Source organism: Mesorhizobium sp. M7A.F.Ca.US.005.03.1.1, assembly GCF_003997975.1.
GTDB classification, from domain to species: Bacteria; Pseudomonadota; Alphaproteobacteria; order Rhizobiales; family Rhizobiaceae; genus Mesorhizobium; species Mesorhizobium ciceri.
The window spans coordinates 20,379-33,952 of sequence record NZ_RZRO01000071.1 but is presented as its reverse complement, the minus strand read 5'-3'; the positions used below and the strand labels follow the sequence as shown (position 1 = coordinate 33,952).

Sequence of the window (13,574 nt, the reverse complement as noted above, 5' to 3'; positions counted from 1 at the left end):
GCGTTCTTCAGGGGGGCGCTTGTCCTCGGCCTTGCCGGGCTCGGGCTGCATTTGGCCAGGCAGCGGCAGTGGTTTTGGCACCTCGACAATTCTAATCGGCCTCTCCGGCGCCTTTTCGATCGCGGCCGGTTTGAAGTCGGCAGCGTCATAGGAAATCTCAGGCGGCGGCACCTTCTTCGATGCACAAGCGGAAACGACCGCTGCCGACACCGATAGGATCAGCACGGCACGAATCGGTGACATTTTACCTTTCATTGGTGGACTCCGTCGGAGAAAGGGGGGTTGGGACGGCGCTGTCGAGCTCGCGTGACCAGTCAATGGCATTGATGAAGACGCCGAGCGGATTCTTGCGCAGCTGATCCGTATTGCTTGGCGAGCGAATCACGATCGTGAGGATCGCAGTCCAGCGCATCGTGCTGGCAAGGCTTCCGCGCTCAAACACCTGCTCGGTCCATTTGACCTGGAATGAACTTTCGGAGGCTCTGACCACGCTGGTGACCTGTACCGAAACACTGCGCGTTCCGATCTGACCGAAGGGGTCGTTCGCCTTGGCGTATTCGTTGAGGAAGAGCGCTGCGCGATCGCTAGCAAAGTCGTACGCTGCCAACCAGTTCTGCCGTACCAAAACCGGATCGGTGGAAACGGAACGGACATTCTGGATGAAGCGGCCGAGATGCCAGGCGATCTGAGCATCCGAGGGCTCATAATTCCGGATCGCCGGCGCGACGGCGCGCGTCTCGCCGAAGCCATCGACCTCGACGACATAAGGCACGACACGGCTTTGCATCGACTGCCATACGAGTCCGCCGGAAAGCCCGGTCGCCAAGGCCAGGCAGCCAAGGGCCATGATCCGCCAGTTCCTGGCCTGCAGTCGAGATGAGCCGATGCGCTCGTCCCACAGCTGGGCGGCTTTTTGATACGGCGTGACCGGTTCGGGTGTTTTGCCGTAACGGTGCACGGGTCGCTTGAAGAGCATCTAGTCATCCTTGTCGTTGAGAGAGGGGGTGGCGCTGCCTCCCGGCCGGTCTCCGTCTCGGACAGCTTGCATGGCAGCGTGGCGATTTGCACGGGCGGTCTGTTCAGAACGTAGGCGCCTTGCCCACGTCGGCGCCGAAACAGTGGCCGAACCGGCAGAGCGTTCGGTCATTGGCGCTGTCGGCGTGCCGCCGGTCGCGGTCCACGCGGCATCGCGCCCGGCATCGGCGTTGCGCCCAACACTTGCAGTGGCGGATCGCGCTATGCGTATAGCGGCGCCGCCAGCTGCACTGGTTACACCATGCATTCCAGCAGCCACACCGGAGAGGCCAGCGTCGGGCGAGGTTGCGCGCCCGATCTGCCATGACGTGGAAGCAGCCGATCCCATTGTTGTGCCGGCTCGGATGGCGGCGACACCGCCGCTGGTTGCCATACGCGCGCCAGCAAATGCTGTGCCTCCAGCAACGAGTGATACACCCGCTGCCGCCGCGGTCGTGCCGAGGGCGGCGCCCGCCCCAAGCTGCGGTGCGCCTGAGACAAGACCCGACGCGATCCCCGGCCCAAAAATGCCAAGGCCAAGCAATGCCAGTGCGCCCAGTACCTGGGACATGGCACCGGCAAGATCCGGCTCCTTGCCTTGCAATGCGGAAGCGAACTCCCCGAAGAGCGTGGAGCCGATACCGACAATGACGGCGAGCACCATCACCTTGATGCCTGACGAGATAACATGGCCGAGCACGCGTTCGGCCAGGAACGCTGAACGGTTCCAAAGTGCGAATGGAACCAAAACAAAACCTGCCAGCGTGGTGAGCTTGAACTCAAGGATGGTGATGAAAAGCTGGATGGAAAGGATGAAGAAGGCGATGATGACCAGGAACCAGGCCATCAGCAGCACGAAGATGGTCAGTGCGTTGCCGAAGATTTCCGGGAAGCCCAGGAGCTGACTGGCTTGGTCAAGCATTGGCCAAGCACCTTCGAAACCGGTCGCGGCAATGCGGCCCGGGCGCAAGAGATTGTCTGCCGACAGATTGCCGGCCGACGCCTTAATCCCGAGACCGGCAAAAGAACGATAAACGATATCGGCGAGGTTCTTGAAATTGTTCAGAATGAAGGCGAAGACGCCAACATAGAGCACCTTGCGGACAAGCCGGCCGAGAACGCTGGTTTCGTCGCCGAGCGCCCACGCCAGGCCGGCAAGTGTGATGTCAATGCCGATCAGAATGGTAGTGAGGAAGGCGAGGTCGCCCGATAGCAGACCGAACCCGCTGTCGATGTAGCGGATGAAGGTCTCCATGAAGCGATCGATGACGCCAAGGTCGTTCATGCCGCTGCCTTTCTCGTCGTGATGAACTCGTGATTAATTGCCGGGATAAGCCGAGCCGGTACCCAAGAATCGCTTCGTCATCTCGCGGGCGGCTTCGTCTGACTGGGCCTTGCGGGCGGCATCCTCGGCCTCAGCTCGAAACTGCGTTGCGAGCAGCGTCTGGATCTGCATCTGCTGTTTTGTCGAAAGCGCCATCAGCTGGTTGGTGGCCTGGCTTGCCTGAAGCGCACCGGCCGCCCCTTGGCTGCGGTTGACGAGATCGGCGAGCAGATCGCCGTCGGCGCGGACGTTCTCGACGATTTGCGACTGGACACCCATGGTCTGGCGGAACGCCTGCATGGCGGTTTGCCAACGCTCCCGCGCAGCACTCGCCACATCGCTGACTTTGATCGTGGCGTCGTAGCTTTCCGGATATTGGCTGCGCCACTGGTCTTGAAGCTTGCCCAGATCAAAGCTGAGGCCACTCGCCTGGTCCATCAAGCCGTCGATGCGATGGAGCGAACCGGTGAGTTGGCCAACGGAAGAGAAATCCAGACGCTGAAGATTGCGCGCCATGTTCTGCAGCATGGTCGCCTGATTCTGCAGCGACTGGATCTGGTTGTTGATCTGCTCCAATGCGCGCGCGGCCGTCAGCACGTTCTGCGCATAATTGGACGGATCGAACACGATAAGGGCGTAGGCGGGCTGCACATAGTCGGCCATAGGCTTGGCGATCAGGGAAACGGTGATCAGGCCGGAGAGAAGGCGTCGCCGCATCATGAGAATTGCTCCTTGTCTGGTTGAGGGAATTGCTTGAGAAGTTCGCCGGCCCAATCGAGGCCGCGCGCGATCAGGAACTGCGAGGCAAAGCTGCCTTGCCCGTCTTCGGACATGATCCTGTCGATCAGAGTCTGCGTGGCCGGATCGGAAGCACCGCAAAGCGCAAGAGCGATGGGGCCAAGCTCGAGCTCGAACAGACGGTTGCCGCGGCGCGATTGCAGATAATACTGACGCTTCGGCGTGGCGCGGGCGATCAATTCGATCTGCCGCTCGCTTAAACCGAAGCGCTCGTAGGCTGTGCGCGCCTGGGGTTCCACGGCACGATCATTGGGAAGGAAAATGCGCTGCGGGCAGCTTTCGATGATTGCCGGCGCTATGCCAGAGCCCGCGATATCAGCCAGCGACTGCGTAGCGAAGACAACCGACACGTTCTTCTTTCGCAGCACCTTCAGCCATTCGCGGATGCGGGCGGCGAACAGCGGATTGTCGAGATAGACCCACGCCTCGTCGAGCATGATCAGCGTGGGCCGTCCGTCGAACCGTTCCTCAAGTCGCTGGAACAGATAGGTAAGCACCGGCAGCAAAGCGCTTTGGCTGTGCATTAACTCCTCGGTCTCGAAACACTGCACATCCGACAAGGCCAGCCCATCATGATCGGCATCGAGCAGGCGGCCGAAGGGACCGTCGAGCGTGTAGGGCATCAATGCGGTCTTCAGCGCATTGGATTGAAGCAGGACCGAAAGACCGGTCAGTGTGCGTTCCTGCGCCGGCGCGGTGGCAAGGCTGGCCAGCGCTGACCAAATAGCCTCCTTCACCTCCGGCGTGACGGTGACGTTCTCGTGGGCAACAAGGCTGGCGATCCATTCGGCCGCCCAGCTTCGGCTAGCCTGGTCGTTGATGCTGCGCAGTGGCTGAAAGGCAAGGGAACCGTCCGCTCCTAGCGCGTGGTGTTCTCCACCCATGGCAAGTGTTGCAGCACGGGCCGAATTGCCTTTGTCGAAGACATAAACCTGGGCGCCGGCGTAGCGCCTGAACTGCAGAGCAATCAGAGCAAGCAGAACCGACTTGCCGGCGCCGGTCGGACCAACAACCAGCATGTGGCCGACATCTTCGACGTGGGTGGAAAGCCGAAACGGTGTCGACCCACTGGTCTCGGCAACGAAAAGCGGTGGCGCTTCGGTTTGGGTGACTTTCGCGAGATGCTCGTTTGTCGCAGGACCGGCCCAAACCGACGACAGCGGCATGAGATGGGCAAGGTTCAATGTATGAACGAGCGGTTGGCGAACGTTAGCGTAGACATGGCCAGGCAATGAGCCGAGCCAAGCCTCGACCGCATTGACGCCTTCTCGGATCGTGGTGAAGCCGAGCCCATTGATGATGCGCTCGACCGCGCGAAGCTTCTCTGCAGCGGCTTGGCGATCCTCGCCCCACACCGTCACGGTGGTGGTGAGATAGCCGAAACTCACATGATCACCGCCCAATGCCTGAAGGGCTTCGTCGGCATCGAGCGCCTTGTTGTCGGCATCGCTATCGACAAGCGGGACCGGCTCGTTGGTAATGACCTCGCGTAGGATTGCCACGATCGATTTGCGCTTGGCAAACCACTGCCGGCGCAATCGCGTCAGCGTCTTCGTGGCTTCCGTTTTCTCGAGCGGAATGAAGCGCGTCATCCAGCGATAGGCGAAATCCTGATGATTGAGGGTATCGAGGATTCCGGGCCGGGTGAGGTTCGGAAAGCCGAGGATGGTCAGTGTGCGAAGATGCTGCTCACCCAGCATCGGCTCCAGGCCACCGGTAAGCGGCGCATCGACCAGGATTGCATCCAGATATATCGGCGTTTCCGGGGCCATGATAGGATGGCGACGAGGCGAAATCGTGCCGTGGAGGTAGGTCAACGTCTGAGCATCATCGAGGACGCGTACTTCGGACATGAAACCCGAGAAGAGATCGAGCACGCGGTTGGTCTCGTCACGGAACCTCGCCAGATCCTGGCGCCAGTCTCTTTCTCCTCGGGAATAATGAGAGTCGACGAGCGTGCTTTCTGCGCGCGCCTGGGCGTCCGGCGGTGGCATAAACACCAAGGTCAGATGATAGCGGCTCTCGTAGTGCGCTACCTTCCCCTCGAAAGCAGCGCGGCGTTCTTCGTCGACCAGCCACGACGCGGCGTCAGGAAAATGCGAGTTCGGATAGCCCAGCGCTTCTGTGCGCTCGGCCTCAAAGAACAATGCCCAGCCAGAGCCAAGGCGTCTGAGAGCATTGTTCGCCCGGGCGCAAATGCCGACGAGTTCAGCCTCCGTCGCACTTTCGAGATCCGGGCCGCGGAACCGCAACGTCCGCTGAAAGCTGCCGTCCTTGTTGAGCACGATGCCGGGCGCCACCAAGGCAGCCCAGGGTAGATGGTCGGCAAGCCGGTCGGCTTTGCTTCGATATTCCGAAAGGTTCAGCATGCAAGCCACCCCTTCAGACGTAGGTGGCGCACAAGCACGCTGGCGAAGTCCGGATCGCGTCTTGCGGCAAACACCGCTAACGAGTGGCCTGCGATCCAAAGCACCAGACCAGCAATCCATTGCTGCAAGCCGAAGCCAATGGCCGCGGCCACTGTACCGTTGAGGATCGCCACCGCGCGCGGAGCCCCGCCGAGCAGGATCGGCTCGGTCAGCGCCCGGTGGACCGGTACTGCGAAGCCCTCGATATGCTGCTCCCCGGCGGCCATCAGACGAGCGCCCCACCACCGAAGGAGAAGAAGGAGAGGAAGAAGCTCGATGCCGCGAAGGCGATCGACAGACCGAAGACGATCTGAATCAGGCGCCGAAAACCACCGGCGGTGTCGCCGAAGGCAAGCGTCAGGCCGGTGGTGATAATGATGATCACCGCAACGATCTTGGCGACCGGTCCCTGCACGGACTCCAGGATCTGCTGCAGCGGCTGCTCCCACGGCATGCCGGAGCCGGCGGCATAAACCGGGGCCGTGATAAGAAACGCGAGCGCTGTGGACGAAAGAAAGCGAAGCTTCTTGCGCATGAGGAAGGCCTTTCAAAGCTGCTGGAGTTGCGAAAGCGTGAGCGGGGCAACGGCGTAATCGCCGCTGCCGTCGAGACCGGTGACCTCGGCGATTGCGTCGATGTGGCGCGACGAGCCGCGTCCCGCTATGAAGACGATCAGATCTATCGCCTCAGCGATGAGCCGGCGGGGAACGGTGACCACCGCTTCCTGGGCGAGTTGCTCAATGCGATAGAGAGCCGAGCGCGCGGAATTGGCGTGTACGGTAGCGATGCCGCCTGGGTGCCCGGTGTTCCATGCCTTCAGCATGTCGAGCGCTTCCGCGCCCCTCACCTCGCCCACGATGATGCGGTCCGGCCTGAGCCTCAGCGTCGAGCGCACGAGATCGGCAAGGGTGACCGAGCCCCGCCTTGTTCTCAGGGCAACGCAGTCCCTGGCCGCGCACTGCAGTTCGCGTGTGTCCTCGATCAGGATCACCCGATCGTCGCATTCGGCGACTTCAGCCAGCAGAGCGTTGGCGAGTGTTGTCTTCCCCGAGGAAGTGCCGCCGGCGATCAGCATGTTGCGCCGCTCGCGGACGGCCTTTTTCAGCGCATCGGCCTGCAGCGGCAGCATGATGCGTTCGGCAACATAGTCGGCCAGGGTGTAGACTTTCGCGGCGGGCTTGCGGATGGCAAAACATGGCGCCAACACCACAGGTGGCAGCAGGCCTTCGAAGCGTTCGCCAGACGGCAATTCGGCACTGACGATCGGGTTGTCGGCGTGCGCCTCGGCGCGCACGTGCGAAGCAACCAGGCGGATGATACGTTCTGCCTCGGACGGGTGCATGTGAACGTCGGTATCGACCCGACCTTCGCCTAACCGGTCGAGTCGCAGCGCGCCGTCGGGATTGACCATCACCTCGATGACGGACGGATCGGCCAGGGCTTCGGTGATTGCCGGACCCATGGCGGTGCGCAGCATGACACGCCGCCGGTGGTCGGCCTCGGGATGAGAGCTCATCCTTCCCCTCCCCCACCATTGTCTTTGCTAAGCGACTTTTTGCCGGAAGCGATCTGGCGGCCGACCTTCTCAACGAATTTCTCGAAACGCTCTTGGGCAATAGCCTGCGTTGCCCGATCCGGGACCGGCGTGTGGGCGTGAAGGGTGATCGAAAAGCGGATGAAGAGCGCCAGGCTCTCCAGGATCACCTCGGAATCGCGCCTGACGTGGGCAAGATCGCGGGAGAGCCGGTCAAGCCTTACGCCGTAGCGCCGATCGAACTCGCTCTCGCCACGCCGCTCGATGAACGCCTCGATCGCCTTCCCCACGATCGCTGATTTGGTCGTTGACGGATCGCGACTGAGGTTGTCCAGTTTCTCGCTGAGCTCCGGCTCAAGCAGAAACTGATGGCGAATGCGGTGCGGCTTCATGCGGATCGTTCCGACGGCCCGGCGTTGCGCCGGCGACGGGAGAAGCATCGGCCAGACGCTCAAAATTGCTTATGGCCGTTATCTACGCTGAGGTGCGCTCTGCAACTCAGCGGACTTCAGAAGCCGGGAATGACATCGTCGCCCCTGCCCTCGTTGATACCGTAGACGCGGGCCGCAGTGGAAATCCGATCCATGACACGCTTGTCCGCGAGCGCTTCGCTGTCATCGTCTGCGGGCTTGTACAGATCGGCCTGATCGGGCTCTTGAGAGACAACAACGTCTTCTTCGGGCAGGCTTGGATGGCGTTGCTGCTGAACGCCTCCCTCGTCTTCAACTGGCGCGTCGGCGCTTTCCTCGTCCGCAGCAAGTCGGCTATCGACGCTGCACACTTGTCCAGTCCAGCCGTCCGGGCGTGATGCAGGGCAGTCCGCATAGGGTCCGTCGTGCAGCACCGGCGCAGGCAGCACCCGATCTGTGAAATTCTGATCCTGATAATAGCGCAGCTTCTTGGCGCGGATCGGCGGCAACCCAGAAACCAGGACCAATTCGTCTGACGGCGGCAATTGCATCACCTCGCCTGGCGTCAGGAGCGGGCGCGCGGTTTCCTGGCGGCTCACCATGACATGTGAAAGCCAGGGCGCAAGCCGATGGCCCGCATAGTTGCGCATCGACCTAAGTTCGGTTGCGGTGCCGAGGGCATCCGAGATGCGCTTGGCCGTGCGTTCGTCATTGGAGGAAAAGGCAATTCGCACGTGGCAATTGTCGAGAATAGCATTGTTCTCGCCATAGGCCTTTGAAACCTGGTTCAAAGATTGTGCGATCAGATAGGAGCGAATGCCATAACCTGCCATGAAGGCGAGCGCCGTTTCGAAGAAGTCGAGGCGACCGAGCGCCGGAAACTCGTCCAGCATCATGAGCAGCTGATGCTTACGGCTCTTCTTCGGGTCCCCCTCCAGACGCTCCGTCAACCGCCTGCCGATCTGGTTCAAGATCAGTCGCACAAAAGGCTTGGTGCGCGAGATATCCGAAGGCGGCACGACCAGATAGAGCGACAGCGGTCGCTCTCCATCCACTAGGTCAGCGATGCGCCAGTCGCAGGACGAAGTGGCCGCCGCGACCGTTGGATCACGATAAAGCCCGAGAAAGGACATGGCGGTCGAGAGGACGCCTGAGCGCTCGTTTTCCGACTTGTTCAGGAGTTCGCGAGCCGCCGAGGCCACTACGGGATGGACCTGAGGGTTATGCCCCGTCCCGAGATGGTTTGTCGTCATCATCCGCCGTAGCGTTGCGGCAAACGAGCGTTGCGGGTCCGACAGGAAGGTGGCGACGCGGGCCAGCGTCTTGTCCTCTTCAGCGTAGAGCACGTGCAAAATGGCGCCAACTAGGAGTGAATGGCTGGTCTTCTCCCAGTGGTTCCGTCGCTCCAGCGCGCCCTCGGGATCGACGAGGATGTCGGCGATGTTTTGAACGTCCCGGATCTCATCTGGGCCTTTGCGCACCTCCAGCAGCGGGTTGTAGCGTGCCGATCTCGGGTCGGTCGGATTGAACAGAAGGCAGTACGAGAATTTCGACCGCCAGCCGGAGGTCAACTGCCAATTTTCGCCTTTTATATCATGAATGATGGCAGACCCGGTCCAGGAAAGTAGCGTTGGAACAACCAGCCCCACGCCCTTGCCCGAACGCGTCGGCGCAAATGCCATGACGTGCTCCGGGCCGTCATGGCGCAGATAGCGATCGTTCAGCCTACCGAGGAAAACGCCCGCCGGCCGTAACAACCCTGCCGTCTCGACCTCATGAGTCGTGGCCCACCGTGAAGACCCATAGGTCGTAACCGACCCGCGCTGTCGCGCGCGCAAAAGCGAGCCAGCGATTGCGGCGGCACAACCCAGGAATCCGCTGGCGCCTGCAAGCGTACCGGCTTTGTCGAAGACCTCCGGCGCATAAGCATCGAAGTGGAACCACCATTCAAACAGCTTCCACGGCTTGTAGATTGGCCAGCCGGCGAAGAGAAACCATGGTGCGCCGAGAGGCGTCTGGTAGGTCAGCATTTGAGCGCACCATTGGGTTGCCGTCCATACGCCGATAATGACAATTGCGCACACAACGGCGATCTGCCCGATCAGTAGCTTCGTAGGTGTCATCGGCTTGGCCCGCTGAACAACGCGACCTAGCATCGCGCGGCGCAGCCGGGACAGGAATGTTCCTCACATACGATTTGGGAGCAATGAACGACTTCCTACGTATGCAGGTCGGTCAGCACGCGTGTTGCGCCTTCACGCGACACCATCCGCCACTCCATCCTTTCCATTCACCCTGAGGCCCGGCGCCGCCGACAGTTGCGTGACCGCTCCTCCGCAAAGTTATCTTCTGCGTTCAGGGAGCCACGGCGCCTGGGCTGGCTGATGAACACCGTCCGCTCGCGCATGTGGGGTCGAATTGATTTGTGCCCAAGTGGAGGCAGGCTCGTCTTCCAACAGTTGCCGCAGTTCCCCTGGCTCGAACGCCATCATCGGTGGGGAAGCGGGTTCATCCTCCAACAGTTGCCGCAGTTCCCCTGGCTCGAACGCCATCATCGGTGGGGAAGCGGGTTCATCCTCCAACAGCTGCCGCAGTTCCCCTGGCTCGAACGCCATCATTGGTGGGGAGGCAGGCTCGTCCTCCAACAGTTGCCGCAGTTCCCCTGGCTCGAACGCCATCATTGGTGGGGAGGCAGGTTCGTCCTCCAACAGTTGCCGCAGTTCCCCTGGCTCGAACGCCATCATTGGTGGGGAGGCAGGCTCGTCTTCCAACAGTTGCCGCAGTTCCCCTGGCTCGAATGCCATCATCGGTGGGGAGGCGGGTTCATCCTCCAGCAGCTGCCGCGGCTCTTCCTCGTGCGGCAAGCGCCTCCTTAGCCGGTCTTGCAGCGCCTGCCGATCGGCAACGAGGTTGTCGAGGGGCAGCGGCTCGTGGTCTGGCCGCTGCCCTTTCACCAATCGTTCAACCAGCGCCCACGTGCCCTCCAGGACAAATACGCCGCAATCATAATGGTTCGTCTGTCTGGCCATGGGGGCTGGCGCCAAGGTGGCATTCAGCAGTCCTGCGAGCTGTTTTGCAGGCACGTCGTTATATCCCTCTCGCTGGAGGGAGTCGTAGTGATAGGCGAACCGCCTTTCCGGGTCGCGGCGATCAACGAGCAGCAGCGACCAATGGGTGCCGGGGCTAGTAGCCGTGCCATTATTCACTGGCAAGAACAGGAAGTCGGCTGTGGCGTTGTTTTGATTATAGATGGACTGCAATATGCCTCGAGCGTCTTGCGGCGACGTGTGTCGCAGTAGATGGGATACGGAAGGATCCACCAGCCGAGTCCGGGCAGCGAGCGCCGGATTGATCCCCTGCAGTTGCCCCTCCAGCAAATTGTAATCTCTCTGGATATGGGCGTCGCTCAGCCATTCGGCGGCGCCGAGCACCCGCCCCGTTGCAACGTTGGACGGGGCTGTCGGATCGAGCGCCCCGATCTGAGCCCCAGAGGAACTGGTAGTCAGTGTGGTCACATCAACCAGTGGAAGGCCGCGGTAGGTGCCTGGCAGCCTAGCGGTTGCTGGCGAGGCGGGTTGGGGAGCTCTTGCCGGTGCCGCTGGCCCAGCTTCAGCAGCGGCCCCAACGCGCCTGGTGACTGCGTCTGCCGGATGAGCAGAAAGGACAGTTTCGCGCCCGAGCACAATGCGCGGCAGGATATCCCGGAGGTGAGCCAATGCAGAACTGATACTTAGCCTATTACCATAGGAGACAGCCTTGAAGCTCTCAACATCTTTATCCAGCGATTTGTCGTGAATCCGAGCCGCAATCCCAAGCTTGTTATTTTGACGCAGGTACTGACTAAAATGTCTAAGAAAATTTGTATAGCCGCCCACGGTATCTGGATTCCGTCCGGTCGCAGGCGCTGCCAGGTACTCCTTGGTCGAAGCGGCTCTGTAATTTCTAATGAGCTCGGCATCGTCAGGATAGGGGATCACGACAGGGCGAGCCATAATCGGGGCTCCGCCTGTCGACTTCTTGAGGTAACGCAGTGCGCCAGCCACGGTGGAGGAACCACCCGTACTCTCGTACTCCTTGAGATCCTGATCCAGCGACGAATGGTAAAGCCGAGCAGCAAACCCTGGCTTGTTGTTTTGAAGGAGCCACCGACTAAAGCCGAAAAGAGAATTTACATTGTAAGTGACCGTGTTCGCTTTGGCCTTACCCGCGTGGAATGCTGCCCTCAGCCCTTCGATAGCGGTCGCATCGTTGGAATAGACAGGACGCTTGTCGGCACCGTCGGGGACTACAATTGGACGATCCGGCTGCACTGTCGAGGGCATCGACCCACCACCTCCGGGATGCGGTGCTGGGGTGGATTCGTGCTCATCCCTCTGCCTGACGAGCTGCGCCTCACATTCCGGTGTAGCCACCTCATGAGGATCCTGCATCGGTTCGATCCCCTCCATCTCCTGCTGCAACCAAGCCAAAGCTTGGCGAGCGGCCTGCGCGGCTTCATCAACCGCGGAGGATGTCTCCACACCTCTGGCGGACGCCGGCAGAGCCTGCTCCGCCCGCCGTCGAAAGAGCTCTGGCGAGGCGGATTTCTCCGCCCACAATCTGGGCTGCGTAGCGAGTCCCCGTCCAGATTTATGTGGCACCGCCTCGCTTGGCAGCGGGCTGCTCCTGTCCCGTGCAGCTACCAGCTCCTCCGGGGCGCCCTGGTCGCCGTGGCGCCAGTTCAAGTGAGGGACGGCCTCTCCAAAGTCGGGCGCTTGGTGTTGGTGCGCGGTTGGGGCGAGAGACAATGGTAGATCGGTGCCCTCCTTATAACCTACCGGCAGGAGCTCCTCTGGCCAATCGAATCCCTGCTGTGGTGCGGTATGCTGAGCAGCGTCGCCACGGGGACGAGCCTCCATGCTGACCGCGTTTTCCAGATGATTCCCGAGTATAACGCGCGGCGGGTTCTTGCGGAGATAAACCAGCGCAGATTCGATCGGAGCTCCACCATTAGAGGAGGCGGCCTTGTAGCTCTCAACATCTTTATCCAGCGATTTATCGTAAATGCGACCCGCAATTCCGAGCTTGTCATTTTGACGTAGGTAATGACTGAAATGGTTAAGAGCAGTTGCGTAGCCGCTCGCGGATCTGAAATGTCTGGTGAGCGCGGCGTCGTCAGGATGGGGGTTCAGGACAGCGCGACCCACAATCGGGCCGGCTCCGCCCATCGACTTCATCAATTGACGCAGTGCGCCAGCCACGGTGGAGGAACCACCCCTACTCTCGTACTCCTCGAGATCCTGGCTCAGCGACGGATGGTAAAGCCGAGCAGCAAGCCCTGGCTTGTTGTTTTGAAAGAGCCAACGACTAAAGCCGAAAAGAGAATTTGTGCTGCGAGTGACCGTGTCCGGCCTGGCTTTACCCGCAAGGAGTGCTGACTTCAGCCCTTCGATGGCGGTGGCATCGTTGGAATAAACAGGACGCTTGTCGGCACCGTCGGGGACCACAATTGGACGATCCGGCTGCACTGTCGAGGGCATCGACCCGTCGAGATGCGGTGCTGGGGTGTATTCGTGCTCGTCCCCCTGCATCACAAGTTGCGCCTCCCGTTCCGATGTACCCACCTGATCGGTGGGGAGTTGCATCATCACGCGAGCGCCTGAGTTGCCAACCTCACCTGGTTGCCGCTCAGTGACAGCATGCTGCAGATTGCTTTGGATCCTCTGCCTCTTCGTTGGTCTCAACTCACCTTTACCATGCGAGCCATTGACGAGGACCTCCTCGCCTAGCGCACCCATCAACTCGTCCGCCGCCTGCAGTTCGCCCAAGTGCTGCTCAAAACCGGCTTGGCCGGCCTGTCCGCTTGCTCGTGCGGTACGGCGTGCTGCACCTGCAGCCAAGCTGCCACGATGAATGTCTAGTTTGTACGGGTGCACGCTATCCTCACTTCCACAGATCACATGAGCAACCTACTCAGGCAAGCTTTCGAGAGGCTGACGAGGTCCGCCGCCGCGGAAGGCGAAGGCTGGTTTTCTGCTCAGCGGTTGACGGCCTCGCGTGTTGCGGCCGCGCCGGGTATCACGCCAATCAATCTGAATAGTCGATGC

10 protein-coding genes and 1 pseudogene are annotated in these 13,574 nt (G+C 61.0%); all 11 read right to left on the bottom strand.

What is annotated here, in order from left to right; translation table 11 throughout:
• Positions 1-243, bottom strand: a pseudogene (locus EN990_RS24700) (P-type conjugative transfer protein TrbG); the annotation flags it as partial.
• 1 nt (position 244) lies between these two features.
• Entirely contained in the window at positions 245-976 is a 732-nt protein-coding gene (gene trbF, locus EN990_RS24695; protein ID WP_063169230.1) for a conjugal transfer protein TrbF, read from the bottom strand.
• The gene (gene trbL / locus EN990_RS24690) at positions 977-2,299 is read right to left on the bottom strand and encodes a P-type conjugative transfer protein TrbL (protein WP_063169231.1); all 1,323 of its coding nucleotides are present in this window, start codon (positions 2,297-2,299) and stop codon (positions 977-979) included.
• A 33-nt stretch (positions 2,300-2,332) separates the two neighbouring features.
• The gene (gene trbJ / locus EN990_RS24685; protein ID WP_024502854.1) at positions 2,333-3,058 is read right to left on the bottom strand and encodes a P-type conjugative transfer protein TrbJ; all 726 of its coding nucleotides are present in this window, start codon (positions 3,056-3,058) and stop codon (positions 2,333-2,335) included.
• A complete protein-coding gene (gene trbE / locus EN990_RS24680; RefSeq protein WP_063169232.1) occupies positions 3,055-5,505 on the bottom strand; it encodes a conjugal transfer protein TrbE in 2,451 nt (816 codons plus the stop codon). Before trbE ends, trbJ begins: the two co-directional genes overlap by 4 nt.
• Positions 5,499-5,771 (bottom strand): VirB3 family type IV secretion system protein, encoded by a 273-nt coding sequence (locus EN990_RS24675; protein ID WP_024502852.1) that lies wholly within the window; start codon positions 5,769-5,771, stop codon positions 5,499-5,501. Before EN990_RS24675 ends, trbE begins: the two co-directional genes overlap by 7 nt.
• Entirely contained in the window at positions 5,771-6,079 is a 309-nt protein-coding gene (locus EN990_RS24670; RefSeq protein WP_024502851.1) for a TrbC/VirB2 family protein, read from the bottom strand. The genes EN990_RS24675 and EN990_RS24670 overlap by 1 nt, the downstream gene beginning before the upstream one ends.
• Positions 6,080-6,091: 12 nt before the next feature.
• Positions 6,092-7,060 carry a P-type conjugative transfer ATPase TrbB gene (gene trbB / locus EN990_RS24665; RefSeq protein ID WP_024502850.1) on the bottom strand — a complete coding sequence of 323 codons (969 nt, stop codon included), beginning with the start codon at positions 7,058-7,060 and terminating at the stop codon, positions 6,092-6,094.
• Positions 7,057-7,470, bottom strand: coding sequence for a CopG family transcriptional regulator (locus tag EN990_RS24660; RefSeq protein WP_063170364.1), 414 nt, complete (start codon positions 7,468-7,470; stop codon positions 7,057-7,059). The genes trbB and EN990_RS24660 overlap by 4 nt, the downstream gene beginning before the upstream one ends.
• 116 nt (positions 7,471-7,586) lie before the next feature.
• A complete protein-coding gene (locus EN990_RS24655; protein ID WP_063169233.1) occupies positions 7,587-9,611 on the bottom strand; it encodes a conjugal transfer protein TraG in 2,025 nt (674 codons plus the stop codon).
• 219 nt (positions 9,612-9,830) lie between these two features.
• Positions 9,831-13,295, bottom strand: coding sequence for a Ulp1 family isopeptidase (locus tag EN990_RS24650; protein ID WP_063169234.1), 3,465 nt, complete (start codon positions 13,293-13,295; stop codon positions 9,831-9,833).
• Positions 13,296-13,574 lie beyond the last annotated feature (279 nt).